The organism is Microbacterium sp., assembly GCF_047971895.1.
Taxonomy (GTDB): domain Bacteria; phylum Actinomycetota; class Actinomycetes; order Actinomycetales; family Microbacteriaceae; genus Microbacterium.
Map to the genome: position 1 here is coordinate 1 of NZ_JBKEAF010000006.1, position 19,670 is coordinate 19,670.

Genomic DNA, 19,670 nt, shown 5'->3' on the forward strand with positions numbered 1-19,670 from the left:
GAACGAGAACGACAGCTCGCCCTCGTGATACCGCCGGTACATGGGGTCCCGCTTGATGTACTCGAGCGAGTCGTTCATCCAGCCCATGTTCCACTTGAAGCCGAACCCGAGGCCGCCGGCGCTGGTCGGGGCGGTCACCCCGGGGTAGCTCGTGGACTCCTCGGCGATCATCGCGATGCCCGGGTGCCGCTTGTACGCGGTGGCGGTGACCTCCTGCAGGAAGCCGATCGCCTCGAGATTCTCCCGACCGCCGTAGACGTTCGGCTCCCACTCACCGTCGTCGCGCGAGTAGTCGAGGTAGAGCATCGAGGCGACGGCATCCACCCGCAGCCCGTCGACGTGGAACTCCTCGAGCCAGTACAGGGCGTTGGCGACCAGGAAATTGCGCACCTCGGGCCGGCCGTAGTCGAAGATGTACGTGCCCCAGTCCTTGTGCTCGCCGCGCCGCGGATCCGGGTGCTCGTAGACCGGCTCGCCGTCGAATCGGCCGAGGGCGAAGGCATCTTTCGGGAAGTGACCGGGCACCCAGTCGAGGATCACGCCGATCCCCGCCTGGTGCAGCCGGTCGATCAGGTGGCGCAGATCGTCGGGTGAGCCGAACCTGCTGGTCGGCGCGTAGTACCCGGCGACCTGGTAGCCCCAGGACCCGCCGAACGGGTGCTCGGCAAGGGGGAGGAACTCCACATGCGTGAAGCCGGTCTCGCGCACATCGGCGATCAGCTCGTCGGCGGCGGTGCGGTAGGTCAGACCGGGGCGCCACGAACCCAGATGCACCTCGTAGGTCGACATGGGCTGCGAGACCGGGTTCTCGGCGGCGCGTCGGGCCATCCACTCTGCGTCCGCCCACGTGTGCTGCGAATCGGTCACGATCGAGCCGGTGGCCGGCGGCACCTCAGCCTGGCGGGCCATGGGGTCGGCCTTGAGGATCCATGCGCCGCCGCGGGTGAGGATCTCGAACTTGTACACTGTGCCGGTCCCCACGGCGGGGACGAACAGCTCCCAGACGCCCGACGAGCCGAGCGAGCGCATGGGATGCCTCTGCCCGTCCCAGTCGTTGAAGTCGCCGACCACGCGCACGGCCCGTGCGTTCGGCGCCCATACGGCGAACGCGGTGCCGGGCACGCCGTCATCGTGGCGCACGTGTGCACCCAGCACGCGCCACAGCTCCTCGTGCCGCCCCTCGGCGATGAGGTGCAGATCGAGCTCGCCGAGCGCGCTCATCGGGACTCCCTCACGTGCAGGATGTGCACGGGCTCGTCGAAGGCGTCGAGCCGTACGAAGTCGTGGTCGGTCCACGTCCACACCTGTCCCGTGACGAGGTCCTCGACCTCGAACGGGTCCCCCGGTTCGACGCCCCAGACGCGTGTGTCGAGGTGCACGGTCGTCTGCCGCACGGAGTGGGGGTCGACGTTGGCGACGACGATGATCGTGTCGGCGCGGCCAGTGGGCGACAGGTCCGCCTGCAGGTGTTTCGAGTAGACCAGGATCGCGTCGTCGTCGCTCCAGTGCACATGGATGTTGCGCAGCTGCCCGAGCGCGGGGTGCGCCCGGCGGATCTCGTTCAGCCGCCGCAGGTACGGGGCGAGAGAGTCCCCGGAGGCCTCGGCGCCCGCCCAGTCGCGGACCTTGAACTCGTACTTCTCGTTGTCGATGTTCTCTTCCGAGCCCGGTCGCGCGACGTTCTCGTACAGTTCATAGCCGGCGTACACGCCGTAGGTGGGTGCAGCGGTCGCGGCGATCGCGGCACGGATCTTGTAGGCCGGCCGGCCGCCGAACTGCAGATACTCGGTGAGGATGTCGTGCGTGTTGACGAACACGTTCGGTCGCATGTAGTCGGCAGTCTCGTGCGCGACGGAGGTGAAGAACTCCTCGAGCTCCGACTTGGTGTTGCGCCACGTGAAGTAGGAGTAGCTCTGCTGGAAGCCGACTTGGGCGAGCGCCTGCATGACGCGGGGGCGCGTGAACGCCTCGGCCAGGAAGATCACCTCGGGGTCGTCGACGTTCACGGTCGCGATCAGCCACTCCCAGAACTGCAGGGGCTTGGTGTGCGGGTTGTCGACGCGGAAGATCCTGACGCCCTGGGCCACCCAGTACCGGATGATGCGGAGCATCTCGGCGTAGCTGCCCTCGGGGTCGTTGTCGAAGTTCAGGGGGTAGATGTCCTGATACTTCTTCGGCGGATTCTCGGCGTAGGCGATCGTGCCGTCGGGCAGCGTGGTGAACCACTCCGGGTGCTCGGTCACCCACGGGTGGTCGGGTGAAGCCTGCAGCGCGATGTCGAGAGCGACCTCGAGCCCGTTGCGCTGCGCGGCGCGGAGGAAGGCGCGGAAGTCGTCCGGAGTGCCGAGGTCTGGATGGATGGCGTCGTGGCCGCCGTCTGCCGCACCGATCGCGTAGGGCGACCCGGGATCGCCGGGCAGCGCCTCCAGCGTGTTGTTGCGTCCCTTGCGGTTCGTCGTGCCGATCGGGTGGATCGGCACGAGGTAGAGGACGTCGAACCCCATGGCGGCCACGGCGGGAAGCCGCTTGGCCGCGGTGCGGAACGTGCCGCTGACCACCGTGCCGTCCTTGCGCCTGCGTGCGCCCTCGGAGCGCGGGAAGAACTCATACCACGCGCCCACCCCGGCGCGCTCGCGCTCGACGAGCAGCTCGCGCTCGTCTTCGAGCGTCATGAGCGAGGTGAGCGGGCGCTGTACGAACAGTGCGGCGATCTCGGGATCGCGCACGACATCGAGCGCGGCGGCGTCGTCGGCATCCGCGTCGCGGAGCACTCGGGCCGCCGCCGTGAGCGCCGCGCGCTCCGGTGCCGGGCGCGACTTCTCGGCGGTGGCCAGGTCGAAGAGCCGTGCGCCCAGCTCGCGCATCACCGCAGTGTCGACTCCGGCGGCGATCTTGAGGTCGGCGGCATGCCGCCACGTCGCGACGTCGTCGGCGAACGCCTCGAATCGGAAGCGCCACACCCCCTGCTCGCACAGCGCGATCTCGGTACGCCAGGTGTCCAGGCCGTCGTGCAGCGGGGTGAGCCGGTGCAGGGACTCGTCGCCGGACGGCGAGAACAGCCGCACGTGCACGCCGATGACGTCATGGCCTTCTCGGAAGGCTGTGGCACGGAACGGCACGACCTCGCCGTCGAATGCCTTGGGCCGGTACCGGTCGAGCGGCACGGACGGCCCGAGCGGCGTGAGCGGGATGCGCCCCGTCACCGTCCCCGGTGACGGCGGCCACGGCACGGCCGGGCGGACCGGGATGGCAGAGGCACTGCGCCAGGCCCGGGAGGTGGATCGTCTGCGGGATGCGGTGGCCACGAGTTGAACCTATCGCGACGCGCACCGCGGCGGCAGGCCGAATGCGCGGGTCACTCCGCCCGGAACAGATGCATCGATGTCGCGGCGAGGCTGACTGCCTCGCCCGGGGCGTAGGCGTGCTCGTCCGTCCTGGGCCGCTCGTCGGCGCTTGACCACAGCGACACGTAGCGTCGCACGCCGTCGACGTGCGGGAGGGTAACGTCGATCGGCTGCTCGTTTCCGTGCACCATGAGCAGCACGCGGTTCGCCTGCTCGTGCGTGGGCGTCGACGTGGCGACGTACTGCAGCGTGCGGTGCGTCGGGTCGGTCCAGCGTTCGATCGACATGGTCTCGCCGTGCTCGTCGTACCAGTCCATGACCGATGCGCCCGGTACGGCCTCGTCTTCGTGGGCGAAGCGTGTCGGGCGCAGGGCGGGGTTCTCATGTCGCAGACGGGTGAGCGTGCGCACGTGGTCGGCGAGGTCGTTCTGCCAGGCCTCAGGCTCCCACGTGAGCCACGTCAGCGGCGAGTCGTGGCAGTAGGCGTTGTTGTTGCCGTGCTGGGTGCGCGCGAACTCGTCGCCGGCCGTGAGCATCGGCACCCCGGCCGACAGCAGGAGCGTGCCGAGCAGGTTGCGCATCGCCTTGCGGCGGGTCGCGAGGATCGACGGGTCGTCGGTTGGGCCCTCGGCGCCGTGGTTGAACGAGCGGTTGGTGTCGGCGCCGTCGCGGTTGTGCTCGCCGTTGGCGTCGTTGTGCTTGACGTCGTACGAGACGAGGTCGTTCAGCGTGAAGCCGTCGTGCGCGGTGACGAAGTTGACGCTCGCCAGCGGTCCGCGCTCCGCGCTGAAGGTGTTGGACGAGCCGGCCAGGCGCGTCGCGAAGCCGCCGATGCCCACGGGAGCGGCTGATGCGCGACGCGCGTAGTCGACGTCGCTCAGCCAGAAGTTGCGCACACGGTCGCGGTAGCGGTCGTTCCACTCGGTCCACCCGGTGTCGAAACCACCGGTCTGCCAGCCGCCGAGGCCGACGTCCCATGGCTCGGCGATCGTCTTCACCCCGGCCAGCGCCGGGTCGTCGACGATCGCACGCAGGAGCGGGTGCTCGGGTGTGAAGGTGTGCTCCTCATCGCGACCGAGCGTGACTGCGAGGTCGAACCGGAAGCCATCCACCTGGCACTCGTTCGCCCAGTAGCGCAGCGAGTCGAGCACGAGGCGTGCCGCGGCATCCGTTGCCGTGTTCACCGAGTTCCCGCAGCCGGTCACGTCGATGTACGAGCCGTCCTGGTGCTGGCGGTAGTAGCCGCGGTTGTCGAGGCCGCGCAGACTCGTCAGGGGCCCCCCGATCCCCTCCTCGGCCGTGTGGTTGTAGACGACGTCGAGAATCACCTCCAGCCCCGCCTCGTGCAGCAGCCGGACCATGCCCTTGAACTCGCGCAGCACCGCCTCTGCCCCCTCATGGCGGGCCGTCTCGGTCGCGTACGCGGCGTGCGGGGCGAAGAACGCGAGCGTGTTGTATCCCCAGTAGTTCGTCAGCCCGTGCTGCAGCAGCCGCGCCTCGGTGGCGGACGCGTGGATCGGGAGCAGTTCGACCGCTGTCACGCCGAGCCCCACCAGGTGATCGACCATGGCGGGGTGGGCCAGGCCCGCGTAGGTGCCGTGCAGCGCCGGCGGGACGAGGGGATGCCGCTTGGTCATGCCCTTCACATGCCCCTCGTAGATCACGGTGCGGTCGGGCGGGATGCCGGGCTTGCGCACGTCGCCCCAGTCGAATGCGCCGTCGACGGCGACGGAGCGCCAGTCCCCGAATCCGCCGCTGGCGAGTCCACGGCCGTACGGGTCGAGGAGGAGTGTGCTCGGGTTGAACGTGTTGCCGACGCCGGGCGGACCGGCGGCGCGCACCGCGTACCGCACGCCGGGGCGCAGCAGTGGCGTGTTGACCTCCCACACCGCGTCGGCGACCTCGGCGAGCGGAAGCGTGTCGACGATCCAGTCGAGGTCGCTCTCGTCGAAGATGAGCAGATCGAGCGTATCGGCGTGTCGTGACCACACCCGCAGCGTGCCGCCGTCGTGCCCGAACCGTACGCCGAGATCGTCGAGGTCGGGGGAGAGCAGCCCCGGCGCGGGGCGCACGTCGGTCGGCGCGACAGGCATGCGTTCTACAGTAGTTCCGGCGCGAAGGCCCGGCCGCACCCGCGGACGGCGCGGCGGACGGGAGCGACGGATGACGGTCTATCTGGACCACGCGGCGACGACTCCGCTGCGCCTGGAGGCGCGGGATGCCTGGCTGTCGGCCGCCGACCTGGTGGGCAACGCGTCGTCCGTGCACGGAGCCGGGCAGCGGACGCGCCGGTTGCTGGAGGAGTCGCGGGAGCGTCTTGCCGCAGTGGCCGGCTGCGATCCGGTCGAGGTCGTGTTCACCTCGGGCGGCACGGAGTCGACGAACCTCGCGCTGAAGGGACTGTGGTGGTCGCGTCCGGACGGTGCGGACACCGTGGTGCTGCCCGACGGGGAGCACCACGCGACCCTCGACACGGTCGAATGGCTGCGCACCGCGCAGGGGGCGTCGGTCGTCGCGGTGCCGCTGACGGCGACCGGGCACATCGAGGCGGCGCGCTTCGCTGCGGCCCTCCCGGGCGCGGCGATGGCGACGGCCCTGGTGGCCAACAACGAGGTCGGCACGGTCAACGACGTGCAGACCCTGGCCCGGCTGGCGCGGGATGCCGGCGTGCCGCTGCACCTGGATGCGGTCGGCGCCTTCGGGCACCTCCCGCTGTCGTTCCGGTCGCTCCGCGGCGACGCGGCGCGTTCGACGGGGCTGGTCGCGATGAGCGTGTCGGCCCACAAGATCGGCGGACCCGTCGGGGTCGGGGCGCTGCTCGTGGCGCGCCAGGCCGTGTTGACGGCGTTGCAGCAGGGCGGCGGTCAGCAACGCGGGCTGCGTTCGGGCACCCAGGACGTGGCCGGGGCCGCGGCCTTCGCCGTGGCTGCGGAGCTCGCCGCCGATGAACGTGCGAACGAGACGGTGCGTGTCGGGGCGCTGCGCGACCGGCTGGTCGCCGGGGTGCTGGCGGCCGTGCCGCAGGCGGTGCTGCTGGGCGATCCGGTCGACCGGCTTCCGGGCAACGCGCACTTCCACTTCCCCGGCGCCACCGGGGAGACGCTGCTGTTCCTGCTCGACCGGGCGGGCATCGCGGTATCGACGGGCTCGGCCTGCCAGGCGGGGATCCCCGAGCCGTCGCACGTCGTCCTGTCGCTGGGGATGACCGATGCGGCTGCACGTCAGGTGCTGCGCATCTCGCTGGGCCGCACGTCGTCCGCCGCCGACGTCGACGCCGTGCTCGCGGCGCTGCCGCCCGCCGTGGAGCGCGCACGCGCGGCATCCTGATCCCCGTCCCAGCGGAGGTTCGTACACTGGAGACATGCGGATCCTGGCGGCCATGAGCGGAGGCGTCGACTCCGCCGTCGCGGCCGCACGGGCCGTGGAGGCGGGGCACGACGTCGTCGGCGTCCACCTCGCGCTCTCCCGCGCGGGCGGCACACTGCGCACCGGCAGCCGCGGCTGCTGCACGATCGAGGACGCCATGGATGCCCGCCGTGCGGCGGATGTCCTCGGCATCCCGTTCTACGTCTGGGACTTCTCGGAGCGCTTCCGCGACGACGTCGTTGCCGACTTCGTCGCGGAGTACCGGGCCGGGCGCACGCCCAACCCGTGCATGCGCTGCAACGAGAGGATCAAGTTCGCCGCACTCTTGGACCGCGCCATCGAGCTCGGCTTCGACGCGGTGTGCACCGGGCACTATGCGACGCTCGTCGACGGCCCGGACGGCCGCGAGCTGCACCGCGCGTCGGATGCCGCGAAGGACCAGTCGTACGTGCTCGGCGTCTTGACGGCAGAGCAGCTTGCGCACACGTATTTCCCCCTCGGATCGACGCCGACCAAGGCGGTCGTACGCGCCGAAGCGCAGGCGCGGGGGCTCGGCGTCGCGCAGAAGCCCGACAGTCACGACATCTGCTTCATCCCCGACGGCGACACGCGCGGCTGGCTGGCCGATCGCGTCGGGGCGGAGCAGGGCGAGGTGGTCGATCGCACCGGTGCCGTGGTCGGCACCCACGACGGCGCGCACGCGTTCACGGTCGGGCAGCGACGCGGACTGCGGCTGGGCGTGCCCGCGCCGGACGGCAAGCCGCGTTTCGTGCTCGAGGTGCGGCCGGTGAGCAACACCGTGGTGGTCGGCCCGAGGGAGGCTCTCGCCACCGCGCAGATCGCCGGGGAGCGGTTCTCGTGGGCCGGACGAGCCCCCGAACCCGGGGAGTTCGCCTGTCACGTGCAGATCCGAGCGCACGCCGACCCGGTACCGGCGACGGCCGTGCTCGACGAGAGCGGGGTCACGGTGAGGCCGGACGCCCCGTTCGACGGCGTGGCCCCGGGTCAGACCGCCGTGCTGTACGACGGCACGCGGGTCATCGGGCAGCTCACGATCGACCGCACGGTCTCGGCCGTGCCCGTCGACGCGTGACACCTGCGCACGACCAGAGCACGAGCGTCGGCGGTGCCGCAGGCCCCTCGTAGACTCGTGCTGTGCAGACCCCCTTGGAGGCCGCTCGTGCGGAGGCGGCCGAGCTGAGCGAGCGCATCCTCGATGCGAAGGACGCGTACTACGGTCGTGACACCTCGATCGTCGACGATGCCGTCTACGACGGATGGATGGGGCGGCTCGAGGAGCTGGAGCGGCAGCATCCAGAGCTCGCGGGTCAGGACTCGCCGACGCGGCTGGTCGGCGCCGCCCGGTCCACCGGCCTGGCGACGATCGAGCACGCCGAGCGCATGCTCAGCCTCGACAACGTGTTCACGCGCGACGAACTGCGGGAATGGGCCGTCAAGACGCAGGCAGCCGCCGGTCGCGAGGTCGCGTGGCTCACCGAGCTGAAGATCGACGGGCTCGCGATCAACCTCCGTTACGAGGACGGTGTGCTCACCTCGGCCGCCACGCGCGGCGACGGGCGCGTGGGCGAGCTCGTGACCGAGAACGCGCTGCGGCTGCCCGAGATCCCGCCGCGGCTCGTCGGAGACGGGCACCCGCCGATCGTCGAGGTGCGCGGTGAGGTGTTCATCCCGGTAGCCGCGTTCGAGCGGCTCAACGCACAGCAGGCGGAGTTCCGCGAGCGGGCATTCGACGATGCACGGGAGAGGCACGACCGGCGTGCCGCGACGCGACCGTTCGACGAGGACAGGGCCCGTACGGCGGCGGCGCGGCGCTTCCCCTCGTTCGCGAACCCCCGCAACGCGGCCAGCGGCGGTCTGCGTCAGCAGCTCGACAAGAAGCGCGGTCTCGAGCTCGAGGCGGGACGGGAGCGCATCGGCGCGCTGAGGATGTATGTGCACGGCGTCGGGGCCTGGCCACACCCGCCGGTCGCCACGCAGAGCGAGGTCTACACGCTGCTCGCCGAATGGGGACTGCCCACCAGCCCGTTCACGCGGGTCTGTCACGGCATCGACGAGGTGGTCGCGTTCATCGACCATCGCGGTGCGCACCGGCACGACATCGACCACGAGCTCGACGGCATCGTCGTCAAGGTCGACGAGCTGGCGCTGCACGACGAGCTCGGCATGACCTCGCGCGCGCCGCGCTGGGCGATCGCCTTCAAGTACCCGCCCGAAGAGGTGCAGACGAGACTGCTCGACATCGTGGTCTCGGTGGGTCGCACCGGTCGCGCGACGCCGTTCGCCGTCATGGCGCCCGCGCAGGTGGCGGGCAGCGTCGTGCGACAGGCGACATTGCACAATCAGGACGTCGTCAAGGCCAAGGGCGTGCTCATCGGCGACACCGTGGTGCTGCGCAAGGCCGGCGATGTCATCCCCGAGGTGCTGGGCCCCGTCGTCGACAAGCGCGACGGCACCGAGCGCGAGTTCGTGATGCCCGCAGGCTGCCCGGAGTGCGGCACCGCGCTGCGGCCGATGAAGGACGGGGACGTCGACCTGCGCTGTCCGAACGCGCGCTCCTGCCCGGCGCAGGTGCGCGGCCGGGTCGAGCACATCGGCTCGCGCGGCGCGCTCGACATCGAGGCGCTCGGCGAGGTGACGGCGGCCGCGCTCACACAGCCGACCGTGCCCGCGGCACCGCCGCTGGAGACTGAGGCGGGACTGTTCGCCCTGACCCTCGACCAGATCGTGCCGATCGAGGTCGAGGTGCGCGACACCGAGACCGGGCTGCCGAAGATCGACGACGACGGTGCCGCGAAGATCCGCGCCCCGTTTCGACGCAACCCGACCGCCGCGGAGCGGAAGGCGGGGCTCGACGGCCTGCAGCCCTCGGCGCAGGCGCGCACGCTGCTCACCGAGCTCGAGAAGGCCAAGACGAAAGAGCTGTGGCGCCTGCTCGTCGCGTTGAACATCCGGCACGTCGGGCCGGTCGCCGCCCGGGCGCTCGCGCAGTGGTTCGGCTCGCTCGACACCATCCGGGCGGCGACCCGCGACGAGCTCGCCGCCGTGGAGGGCGTCGGCGAGATCATCGCCGATTCGGTGCTCGACTGGTTCGACGTCGACTGGCATCGGGACATCGTCGAACGCTGGGCGCAGGCCGGCGTGCAGTGGTCGACACCGGGCCACCCGGGTCCGGGCGCGGCTGCCACCGCGGGCGGAGTGCTCGAGGGTCTTACCGTCGTGGCGACCGGATCGCTCGAGGGGTACACCCGTGAGGGCGCGCTGGAGGCGATCGCCGCAGCCGGCGGCAAGGCGGCATCCAGTGTCTCGAAGAAGACCGACTTCGTCGCCGCGGGCCCCGGCGCGGGCTCCAAGCTCGCGAAGGCCGAGCAGCTCGGCGTGCGCATCATCGACGCGGCACAGTTCCGTGTTCTCGTCGAGCGCGGGCCGGCGGCGCTCGACGCCGATGCCGGGTGAGGCGGCTCGCAGCCGGGGCCTCAGGCACCGGTCGTGAGGTTCAGCAGCGAGTCGCGCACCTGGCGGCGCAGCACCTTGCCGATGAGCGACTTCGGCAGCTCGTCCACGATGAAGATGCGCCGCGGCACCTTGTAGGGAGTGAGGAGGCCGCGAGCGAACTCGCGGATCGCCTCCACGTCGGGCTCTTCGACCGCGGGATCGAGCACGACCGCGGCGACGACCTCCTCACCGGACTGGCCGCTGGGCAACCCGACCACGGCGGCGTCTTCGACATCGGGGTGCTGGCGCAGCGCGATCTCCACCTCGGTCGGAGCGACGTTGAAGCCGCCGGTGATGATGAGCTCCTTGATGCGATCGACGATCCGCACGAAGCCGGAATCGTCGATCGTGACGATGTCTCCGGTGCGGAACCACCCGTCGACGAAGACCCGCTCGGTCTCCTCGGGCTTGCCGTAGTACCCCGAGAACACCTGCGGCCCGCGGACGATCAGCTCGCCGCGCTCACCCGGTGCCACGTCGTGCGTCGGCTCATCGGGGTCGACCACCCGGCACTCGGTGCCCGGCAGGGGCAGCCCCACCGTGCCCGGCACGCGGTTGGCGGCGACGGGATTGGCCATGAGCACCGGTGAGCACTCTGACAGGCCGTACCCTTCGACGAGGTAGCCGCCGGACGCTGCCTCGAACGGTACGACGAGCTCGTGGGGGAGCGCCATGGCGCCCGAGATCGCGATCTGCGTGCCGTGCAGCGAGACCCCCGTGGTCTCGGCGGCCTTCAGCAGCCGGTCGGCGATCGGTGGCACGAGCGGCAGGAACGTCGCAGGATGCTTCTTGGTCACCTCCAGCACCATGTCGGGATCGAACTTCGGGAACAGCACGAGCCGTGCGCCCATCGACATCGCGAACGTCAGGCACAGCGTGAGCCCGTACGCGTGGAACATCGGCAGCACGGCGTAGACGACGCATCCGTCACCCCGGGTGATCTGCGGCACCCAGGCCTGCGCCTGTGCGGCGTTGGCGAGGAGGTTGCGGTGGGTGAGCGCAGCACCCTTGGGCGTGCCGGTGGTTCCGCTCGTGTACTGGATGATCGCGAGATCGTCGGTCGCCGGGCGGGGGTGGGATGCCGGCAGCATCGCCGTCTCGGCGAGGTGCTCGTAGTCCACGGTTCCGTGGACGCGTTCGTGCAGTGCGGCGCGCGCCGCGCGCGCCTTCGCCAGCGGCAGTCGCAGTGCGACGCGCGTGGCGAAAGGCATCGCCCGAGTGATGTCGACCGAGACGATGTTGGTCACCCGCAGGTCATCCGGGAAGCCCTGGATCGTGCCGACGACCTTGCTCCACACGATCGCCGTGCGGGCGCCGTGGTCTTCGAACTGCTTGCGCAGCTCGCGTGGCGTGTACAGCGGGTTGTGCTCGATGACCACGGCGCCCAGTCGCAGGACGGCGTAGAACGCGACGATGTGCTGCGGGCAGTTCGGCAGCACGATCGCGACGGTGTCGCCGGCACCGACCCCGAGCGCTTTGAGCCCGGCCGCGACCCGATCGATCTGCTCCTGGAGCCGGCGATAGGTGGTCTCGGCGCCGAAAAACTGCAGCGCCGGTGCGTCGGGGTAGTCACGCGCCGATGCGGCGACGATGTCGACCAGCGACCCCGAGACCGGGCCGAGATCTTCGGGCACGCCCGGCGCATAGCTGGCGGTCCAGGGGCGAGGCGGGTCGTAGCTGTTCACAGGCCCAGGGTACGCGGATGACTGCCCTGTCCGTTGCTCGTGGACGCGATCGCCGACGCACGCGCCGGTAGGCTGGTGCGGTGTCTGAAATCACTCCCGACCTCGTGCGCCATCTCGGCGTGCTCGCCCGGATCCAGCTGAGTGACGAGGAGGTCGAACGCCTCACCGGGCAGCTCGACGTGATCGTCGACAACATCGCGAAGGTGTCCGAGGTCGCCACGCCAGACGTGCCGGCCACGAGTCACCCGATCCCGCTCACGAACGTCTATCGTGCCGATGTCGTCGGCCAGACGCTCACTGTGGCGCAGGCGCTCCAGAATGCGCCGGACGCGGCGGACGATCGGTTCCGGGTGACGGCGATCCTGGGAGAAGAGCAGTGAGCGACATCATCCGGCTCACGGCTGCCGACCTCGCCGCCGCACTCGCCGCGGGCGAGATCTCCAGCGTCGAGGCCACGCGGGCGCACCTGGACCGCATCGCGTCCGTCGATACCGACGTGCACGCCTTCCTGCACGTCAGCGATCATGCGCTCGAGACGGCAGCCGATATCGACCGCCGCCGTGCCGCGGGCGAGCAGCTCGGGCCGGTCGCGGGTGTGCCGTTGGCCATCAAGGACGTGCTGGTCACCACTGACATGCCCTCCACGAGCGGCTCGCGCATCCTGGAGGGATACCTGTCGCCCTACGACGCGACCGTCGTCGCCCGCTCCCGGTCCGCCGACCTCGTGCCGCTGGGCAAGACCAACATGGACGAGTTCGCGATGGGCTCGTCCACCGAGCACTCCGCCTACGGTCCGACGCGCAACCCGTGGGACCTGGACAGGATCCCCGGCGGATCGGGCGGAGGTTCCGCCGCCGCCGTCGCCGCGTTCGAGGCACCGCTGGCCCTGGGCTCCGACACGGGCGGCTCGATCCGTCAGCCCGCACACGTGACCGGAACGGTGGGCATGAAGCCCACCTACGGCGGTGTCAGCCGGTACGGCGCGATCGCCCTGGCATCCAGTCTCGACCAGGTCGGGCCCGTCACCCGGACCGTCCTCGACGCCGGGCTGCTGCACGACGTGATCGCGGGGCACGACCCGCACGATTCGACCTCGCTCACCGAAGCCTGGCCCTCGTTCGCCGACGCGGCCCGCGACGGAGCGCGTGGCGATGCGCTGCGCGGGCTGAAGGTCGGTGTCATCCGCGAGTTGCCCGACAGCGGGTTCCAGCCGGGTGTGGCGGCCTCGTTCCACGCGGCACTGGCGGCGATGCAGGCGCAGGGGGCGGAGATCGTCGAGGTGAGCGCCCCGCATTTCGAGCACGGGGTCGCCGCGTACTACCTGATCCTGCCCGCGGAGGCGTCCAGCAACCTCGCGAAGTTCGACTCGGTGCGCTTCGGGATGCGGGTGACTCCGCATGCGAACGCGACGGTCGAGGACGTCATGGCGGCCACGCGTGATGCCGGCTTCGGCGACGAGGTGAAGCGCCGCATCATCCTCGGCACCTACGCATTGTCGGCCGGATACTACGACGCGTACTACGGCTCGGCGCAGAAGGTACGCACGCTCATCCAGCGCGACTTCGACGCGGCGTTCGTCGAGGTGGATGTCATCGCCACTCCGTCCGCACCGACCACGGCGTTCCGTCTCGGCGAGAGAGTCGACGATCCGATGCAGATGTACCTGAACGACGTCACCACCATTCCGGCGAACCTTGCCGGTGTGCCCGGCATCTCGGTGCCGTCGGGTCTCGCCGCGGAGGACGGGCTGCCGGTCGGCATCCAGTTCCTCGCGCCGGCGCGCGAGGATGCACGGCTGTATCGCGTCGGTGCCGCACTCGAGGCGCTGCTCGTGGACGAATGGGGCGGGTCGCTGCTCGACCGTGCGCCCCTCCTCCGATCGGCTCGCGACGCGGAAGGGCGGGATCGCTGATGGCCAAGGAGAAGCTGCTCGATTTCGACGCGGCGCTCGAGCTGTTCGAGCCCGTGCTCGGTTTCGAGGTGCACGTCGAACTCAACACCACGACCAAGATGTTCTCGGCCGCGCCGAACCCTGCGGCATCCGAGAACCACGACGCGGCGCCCAACTCGCTGGTCGCTGCCGTCGATATGGGTCTGCCCGGCTCGTTGCCGGTCGTCAACGAGCAGGCGGTGAAGCACTCGATCAGCCTGGGCCTGGCGCTCGGCTGCTCGATCGCGCCCTCCAGCCGATTCGCGCGAAAGAACTACTTCTATCCCGACCTGGGCAAGAACTACCAGATCTCGCAGTACGACGAGCCGATCGCGTTCGAGGGCAGCGTGCAGGTCGAGCTCGGCGACGGCACGCTCGTCGACGTGCCCATCGAGCGGGCGCATATGGAGGAGGATGCCGGCAAGCTGACGCATGTCGGCGGGGCCACCGGCCGCATCCAGGGCGCGGAGTACTCCCTCGTGGACTACAACCGCGCCGGTGTTCCCCTCGTCGAGATCGTGACGAAGCCGATCTTCGGCGCCGAGCACCGTGCGCCCGACATCGCGAAGGCCTACGTCGCCGCGATCCGCGACATCGTGCTCGCCCTGGGGATCTCGGAAGCACGTATGGAGCGCGGCAATCTGCGCTGCGACGCGAACGTGTCGCTGCGGCGCCGGGTGGGCGTCGGCGAGCCAGACGAACCGCTGGGCACCCGCACCGAGACGAAGAACGTGAACTCGATGCGGTCTGTCGAGCGCGCCGTGCGATATGAGATCCAGCGCCAGGCGGCGATCCTCGCGGCCGGGGGCACGATCACGCAGGAGACCCGTCACTGGCACGAGGACACCGGTACCACTTCGCCGGGCCGCCCGAAGTCCGACGCCGACGACTACAGGTACTTCCCCGAGCCCGATCTGCTTCCCGTCGAGCCGTCCGCCGAGCTCATCGCATCCCTGCGCGCGGCGCTGCCGGAGCCGCCGGCTGAGCGCCGGCGCCGGCTGAAGGGAGAGTGGGGCTTCACCGACCTCGAGTTCCAGGACGTCGCCAACGGCGGCATCCTCACCGAGGTGGAGGCCACGATCGCGGCGGGCACGACGCCCGCTGCGGCGCGCAAGTGGTGGACCGGCGAGCTCGCCCGCATCGCGAACGTGCAGGGCGTCGAGGTCTCGAGTCTCGTCGCCCCGGAGGCGGTGGCCGAGCTGCAGAGGCTTGTCGACGCGGGAACGCTCACCGACAAGCTGGCCCGCCAGGTGCTGGAAGGCATGGTCGCGGGGGAGGGCACACCCCAGGAGATCGTGGATGCCCGTGGGCTCGCCGTGGTCTCGGACGACGACGCGCTCATCGCCGCGATCGACGAGGCGCTGGCGGCTCAGCCCGACGTGCTCGAGAAGATCCGCGACGGCAAGGTGCAAGCGGCCGGTGCGATCATCGGAGCGGTCATGAAGGCGATGCAGGGTCAGGCCGACGCCGCGCGTGTGCGCGAGCTGATCCTGGAGCGCGCCGCGCAGTAGCCGGGCACGGCCGCCGTCACACCCGTCGGGGATGATGGAGGCATGGGACGCGGTGATGGCACGGGCCGGATCGTCTCGCCCGAGGGCGCGGACGATTCGGGCACGGGCATCCTGCACGTCGACATGGACGCCTTCTACGCCGCCGTGGAGGTGCTCGACGACCCCTCGCTGCAGGGGAAGCCGGTCATCGTAGGCTCACCCGAGGGCCGGGGGGTCGTCTCCAGCGCGACGTACGAGGCACGGCGATTCGGAGTGCGCTCGGCGATGCCCGTCTCCCAGGCGCTGCGGTTGTGCCCGATGGCCTCGGTCGTGGAGCCGCACTTCGACCGGTACGTGGAGCTGTCGGCGCGGGTGATGCAGCTGTTCCGCGATGTGACACCGCTTGTGGAGCCGCTGTCGATCGACGAGGCGTTCCTGGACGTGCGCGGTGCCCGCCGGCTGTGGGGAAGCCCGGGGCGCATCGCAGTCGACCTGCGGCGCCGTGTGCGTGCCGAGACCGGGTTGGTGGCCAGCATCGGTGTGGCCGGCACGAAGCACGTCGCCAAGATCGCCTCGACCTTGAGCAAGCCGGACGGCCTGCTGATCGTTGCGGGAGCCGACACCGAGGAGTTCCTGGCGGCGCTCCCGGTGCGGGCGCTGTGGGGTGTGGGTCCGAAGAGCGCCGAGGCACTGGAGGGGCGGGGCATCCGAACTGTCGCCGACATCCTCGGCACGCCAGCGGGGGTGCTCGATCGCATCCTGGGCGCGGCGACGGCGGCGCGCATCCGCCGGCTCAGCCGCGGGGTCGATGCGCGCGAAGTGCAGACCGAGCGCATCGAGAAGAGCATCGGCCACGAGGAGACCTTTCACGAGGACATCGCCGACCCGGGCGTCCTGCAGGTCGAGGTGCTGCGCCTGGCCGACCGCGTGGCGGCGCGTCTGCGAGCGAACGGATGGGAGGCGCGCACCGTGTCGATCAAGGTGCGCTTCTCCGACTTCACCACCGTCACACGATCGCAGACGCTTGCCGAGCCGACCGCCGTGGGGCAGCGCATCGGCGCCGCGGCACGCGAGCTGCTCGCTGCTCTTGAGCTGCGACAGGCGGTGCGGCTGATCGGCGTGCGTGCAGAGAACCTGGTCCCCGCCGGGGCAGGCGGGGCCGCGTTGTGGGATGACGATGCCGAGTGGCGCAGTGTCGATGGCGCACTGGACGACGCCGCGCAGCGGTTCGGCCGCGGCGTCATCACGCGTGCCGCGCTGCTTCGACCCGAAAGATCGATCCGTGCCGTGTCGCACCACCCGCCACTGCCGCGCGCCGATCCGGGCGGATCGCCGTGAGACGGTGCGCAACTGCCGCCGCCGCGCTACCGTGGAGCTATGCCCAACATTGCACTCGAGCTCGGCAAGCAGTCCGCGTCCCTCGGCGTCAAGAGCGCCTACGGTGCGCAGGAGGATGTCGACGGCATCCGCGTGATCCCGGTGGCACTTACCTGGACGGGCTTCGGCGGGGGATCTGACGAGTCCGGAAACGGCGGCGGCGGAGGAGGGGGATACGCGATCCCGCTCGGCGCGTACGTGCGCCGTGGCGACGATCTGCGTTTCGAGCCGAACATCGTGTCATTCCTGGCGGTAGCCATCCCGTTCGTGTGTGTCGTGGGCCGCGCGCTCAGCCGTGTCATCCGCGCCCTCAAGAAGTAATCGGCCGGATCCGTTCTCCGCGGCGCTGCAGGCGGCGGCCGCCGCGGTCATCGACGTCGTGCAGGAGCTGCACACGACGAATCCTGTCATCGTCATCGACGGCCAGTCCGGTGCCGGCAAGACCACTCTCGCCGAGTTGCTCGTGTGTGGCTGGCCGCTGCGTGGACGGGTGCAGCTGATCGCGCTCGACTCGATCTATCCGGGATGGGACGGGCTCGACGCGGGCGTCGCTACAGCGCGTGACGCGATTCTGATCCCCCATGCACGCGGCCTGGTGGGCGTGTGGCACCGCTGGGACTGGGCGACGAACACGCCGGCCGAAGCGAACGCGGTCGATCCGGCCCTGCCGCTCATCGTCGAAGGGTCCGGCGTGCTCGATGAGCGCACGGCACGGTTGGTGGACGTGCGTGTGTGGCTGGATTCACCGGCCGATTCCCGCCGGCGCCGCGCACTGGAGCGGGATGGTGACCTGTACCGGCCGCATTGGCAGCGCTGGGCCGAGCAGGAGGAGCGCCACGTGATGCGAGACGAACCGCGGCGGCAGGCCACGCATGTCTTCGTCGTGCCGTGACCGAGTCCCGTGACCGGCTCAGTTCGCGTCGACCGACTGAACGAGCCCTTCCAGCCTGTAGCCCAGCCAGTCGTAGACCCCGAAGCGCGGATCGTCCACGTCGTGCGCGTCTTCGTCGGTGATGCCCACGCGTGAGGCGATGACCAGTCGCAGTGCGGCGAGGGTCCGCATCCAGGCCCGCGCGCCCTCCATGGACAGCGCGAGGTCGACGACGTCGGTGTCGCCGCCCGGCCCGGTGCCGCCGGTGGCCAGATCGGTGAGCACTCGCTGCGCGTCGTCGCAGCGGCGATCGAGCAGCTCGCGCTCGGTGGCATGCCGGAAATCTGCCGCCGCCTGCGCGTCGTCGGGGTAGGCATCGGGCACCAGCCGGGCCAGGCCCGGGTCGTCCGTGGCAACGCTCGTCGCCTGCAGCAGGTCGACGAACTGGAGCGTCAGGTCGGCGAGGTGCCGGGCCTCGATGCGGGTGATGGTCAGCATGACCACGGGCTCGTTCATCGCGGAGCCGCCCGCACCGTCGCCCACAGCCCGTAGTCGTGCATCGCCTGCGCGTGCAGCTCCATCTGCTCGCGCGCGCCTTCGGCGACGACGGCGTGACCGTCGTGATGCACGGTGAGCATCTGCCGGGTCGCCTCCTCGGGCGAGAACCCGAAGTACTCGCGGAACACGTGCGCAACGTAGCTCATCAGGTTCACGGGGTCGTTCCAGACGACCGTCTGCCAGACCGGGGTGTCGGCCGGCAGTTCGGCGGCGTCGATGCGCTCGTCGAGCCCGGGCATGGCGGTCGTCGTCATCAGGCCCAGCCCATCTCGTGCAGCCGGTCGTCGTCGATGCCGTAGAAGTGCGCGATCTCGTGCACGAGGGTCGTGTGCACCTCGTCTCGCAGCTCGCCCTCGTCGCCGCAGACCGACAGATGCGGTTCGCGGTACACGATGATGCGGTCGGGCAGCTCGCCCATGCCATAGCGGTCACGTTCGGTGAGGGCGAGCCCGTCGTACAGTCCCAGCAGATCGAGACTGCCGTCCTCGGGCCGGTCCTCGACGACGAAAACGACGTTGTCGAGCCCGTCGACCATATCGTCGGGAAGCCGGTCGAGTTCGTCGACGACGAGTGCCTCGAAGGCGTCGGCATCCATCTCGATCATCCCGGGGCCTGTCGTCGACACTGCTCGGACGCACGTTTGGGGTGAGTAACGGGACTTGAACCCGCGACCCCCTGGACCACAACCAGGTGCTCTACCGACTGAGCTATACCCACCATGTCTCCCGCCTGCGCGGGCAACCAGACGATTCTCTCACATCTGAGTCGCGAACGACGACACGACGGATGCGGCGGCGGCCCGGGCATCGGCACTGGTGGGTCCAGGATCGGGCACGAACACGGCCTGTCGATAGTAGGCGAGCTCGCGGATGGATTCGCGGATATCGGCCAGTGCGCGGTGCCCGCCGTTCTTCTCGGGCGCGTGGAAGAACGCCCGCGGATACCAGCGGCGCGAGAGCTCCTTGATCGATGAGACGTCGACGTTGCGATAGTGCAGCCAACGGTCCAGGCGTGGCATGTACTTCGCGAGGAACATGCGGTCGGTGCCGATCGTGTTGCCGGCGAGCGGCGACTTGCCCTCGACGGGAGCGAACCGCCGGATGTACTCGAGCGACTGGAATTCGGCATCGGCGAGGCTGACGCCGTCCGGGATCTCGTCGAGCAGCCCCGAGGAGCGGTGCATCTGGGTGACGAAGTCGCTCATGTTCTCGAGCGCCGACGCATCGGGCTTGATGACGACCTGGAACCCGGGATCGAGGATCCGCAGTTCGAAGTCGGTGACCACGATCGCGATCTCGACGAGTTCGTCGACGGCGAGGTCGAGACCGGTCATCTCGCAGTCGATCCAGACCAGTCGGTCGTTCGCGGACGCGCCCACCATGCCCCCCATACTATGTACGACGGCCGACACCGCCTGTGGAAACGTGCCCCTCCGGGAGGATTCGAACCCCCGACCTGGCGGGTAGAAACCGCTCGCTCTGTCCCCTGAGCTACGGAGGGATGGGTCCGACCAGGGTATCGCGTCCGCGTCCGCGT

General features: G+C 70.2%; 17 protein-coding genes and 2 tRNA genes. 9 read left to right on the forward strand and 10 right to left on the reverse strand.

Annotated features, from left to right (window positions below; translation table 11 throughout):
* From glgB to glgX, 3 genes are all read right to left on the reverse strand, one after another.
* A partial coding sequence (gene glgB / locus ACK5IN_RS00805) for a 1,4-alpha-glucan branching enzyme (protein ID WP_416894334.1) occupies window positions 1-1,221 on the reverse strand: 1,221 nt, incomplete at its 3' end.
* Entirely contained in the window at window positions 1,218-3,305 is a 2,088-nt protein-coding gene (locus ACK5IN_RS00810) for a maltotransferase domain-containing protein (protein WP_416894335.1), read from the reverse strand. The genes ACK5IN_RS00810 and glgB, both read right to left, overlap by 4 nt.
* 50 nt (window positions 3,306-3,355) lie before the next feature.
* Window positions 3,356-5,437, reverse strand: coding sequence for a glycogen debranching protein GlgX (gene glgX, locus ACK5IN_RS00815; RefSeq protein WP_416894336.1), 2,082 nt, complete (start codon window positions 5,435-5,437; stop codon window positions 3,356-3,358).
* A gap of 70 nt (window positions 5,438-5,507) precedes the next feature.
* On the opposite strand from glgX, the gene ACK5IN_RS00820 reads away from it, so the two are divergent.
* The 3 genes from ACK5IN_RS00820 to ligA all read left to right on the forward strand — a co-directional run bounded on the left by ACK5IN_RS00820 (window position 5,508) and on the right by ligA (window position 10,184).
* Window positions 5,508-6,671 carry a cysteine desulfurase family protein gene (locus tag ACK5IN_RS00820; RefSeq protein ID WP_416894337.1) on the forward strand — a complete coding sequence of 388 codons (1,164 nt, stop codon included), beginning with the start codon at window positions 5,508-5,510 and terminating at the stop codon, window positions 6,669-6,671.
* Window positions 6,672-6,705: 34 nt separating this feature from the next.
* Window positions 6,706-7,803, forward strand: a complete 1,098-nt coding sequence (mnmA, locus tag ACK5IN_RS00825) for a tRNA 2-thiouridine(34) synthase MnmA (protein WP_416894338.1) — start codon at window positions 6,706-6,708, stop codon at window positions 7,801-7,803.
* A gap of 62 nt (window positions 7,804-7,865) precedes the next feature.
* Window positions 7,866-10,184: an NAD-dependent DNA ligase LigA gene (gene ligA, locus ACK5IN_RS00830; protein ID WP_416894339.1), complete on the forward strand. Its 2,319-nt coding sequence runs from the start codon at window positions 7,866-7,868 to the stop codon at window positions 10,182-10,184.
* A 20-nt stretch (window positions 10,185-10,204) separates the two neighbouring features.
* Here ligA and ACK5IN_RS00835 read toward each other — a convergent pair whose 3' ends face one another.
* Entirely contained in the window at window positions 10,205-11,908 is a 1,704-nt protein-coding gene (locus ACK5IN_RS00835; protein WP_416894340.1) for a long-chain-fatty-acid--CoA ligase, read from the reverse strand.
* An 80-nt stretch (window positions 11,909-11,988) separates the two neighbouring features.
* Here ACK5IN_RS00835 and gatC point away from each other — a divergent pair, with 80 nt between their 5' ends.
* Genes gatC through ACK5IN_RS00865 form a run of 6 tightly spaced genes read left to right on the forward strand, consistent with a single transcriptional unit; the run spans window position 11,989 to window position 17,597 of the window.
* Complete coding sequence (gene gatC / locus ACK5IN_RS00840) at window positions 11,989-12,288, forward strand: Asp-tRNA(Asn)/Glu-tRNA(Gln) amidotransferase subunit GatC (protein WP_416894341.1); 300 nt, start codon at window positions 11,989-11,991, stop codon at window positions 12,286-12,288.
* Window positions 12,285-13,820, forward strand: coding sequence for an Asp-tRNA(Asn)/Glu-tRNA(Gln) amidotransferase subunit GatA (gene gatA / locus ACK5IN_RS00845; protein ID WP_416894342.1), 1,536 nt, complete (start codon window positions 12,285-12,287; stop codon window positions 13,818-13,820). The genes gatC and gatA overlap by 4 nt, the downstream gene beginning before the upstream one ends.
* Window positions 13,820-15,349 (forward strand): Asp-tRNA(Asn)/Glu-tRNA(Gln) amidotransferase subunit GatB, encoded by a 1,530-nt coding sequence (gene gatB, locus ACK5IN_RS00850; protein WP_416894343.1) that lies wholly within the window; start codon window positions 13,820-13,822, stop codon window positions 15,347-15,349. The genes gatA and gatB overlap by 1 nt, the downstream gene beginning before the upstream one ends.
* 42 nt (window positions 15,350-15,391) lie before the next feature.
* Window positions 15,392-16,666, forward strand: a complete 1,275-nt coding sequence (gene dinB / locus ACK5IN_RS00855) for a DNA polymerase IV (protein ID WP_416894344.1) — start codon at window positions 15,392-15,394, stop codon at window positions 16,664-16,666.
* Between the two features lie 39 nt (window positions 16,667-16,705).
* Window positions 16,706-17,026 carry a hypothetical protein gene (locus ACK5IN_RS00860; RefSeq protein ID WP_416894345.1) on the forward strand — a complete coding sequence of 107 codons (321 nt, stop codon included), beginning with the start codon at window positions 16,706-16,708 and terminating at the stop codon, window positions 17,024-17,026.
* On the forward strand, window positions 17,001-17,597 hold the full coding sequence (locus ACK5IN_RS00865; protein ID WP_416894346.1) for a hypothetical protein: 597 nt from the start codon (window positions 17,001-17,003) through the stop codon (window positions 17,595-17,597). Before ACK5IN_RS00860 ends, ACK5IN_RS00865 begins: the two co-directional genes overlap by 26 nt.
* Window positions 17,598-17,615: 18 nt before the next feature.
* On the opposite strand, the gene ACK5IN_RS00870 is transcribed toward ACK5IN_RS00865, so the two are convergent.
* From ACK5IN_RS00870 to ACK5IN_RS00895, 6 genes are all read right to left on the reverse strand, one after another.
* Entirely contained in the window at window positions 17,616-18,092 is a 477-nt protein-coding gene (locus tag ACK5IN_RS00870) for a DUF2017 family protein (RefSeq protein WP_416894347.1), read from the reverse strand.
* Complete coding sequence (clpS, locus tag ACK5IN_RS00875; protein WP_416894358.1) at window positions 18,089-18,373, reverse strand: ATP-dependent Clp protease adapter ClpS; 285 nt, start codon at window positions 18,371-18,373, stop codon at window positions 18,089-18,091. The genes ACK5IN_RS00870 and clpS overlap by 4 nt, the downstream gene beginning before the upstream one ends.
* Window positions 18,374-18,387: 14 nt before the next feature.
* A complete protein-coding gene (locus ACK5IN_RS00880) occupies window positions 18,388-18,729 on the reverse strand; it encodes a metallopeptidase family protein (RefSeq protein WP_416894348.1) in 342 nt (113 codons plus the stop codon).
* A 46-nt stretch (window positions 18,730-18,775) separates the two neighbouring features.
* Window positions 18,776-18,851: transfer RNA gene (locus ACK5IN_RS00885), tRNA-His, on the reverse strand.
* 37 nt (window positions 18,852-18,888) lie between these two features.
* Complete coding sequence (orn, locus tag ACK5IN_RS00890; protein WP_416894349.1) at window positions 18,889-19,515, reverse strand: oligoribonuclease; 627 nt, start codon at window positions 19,513-19,515, stop codon at window positions 18,889-18,891.
* 46 nt (window positions 19,516-19,561) lie between these two features.
* A tRNA-Arg gene (locus ACK5IN_RS00895) sits at window positions 19,562-19,634 on the reverse strand.
* Window positions 19,635-19,670 lie beyond the last annotated feature (36 nt).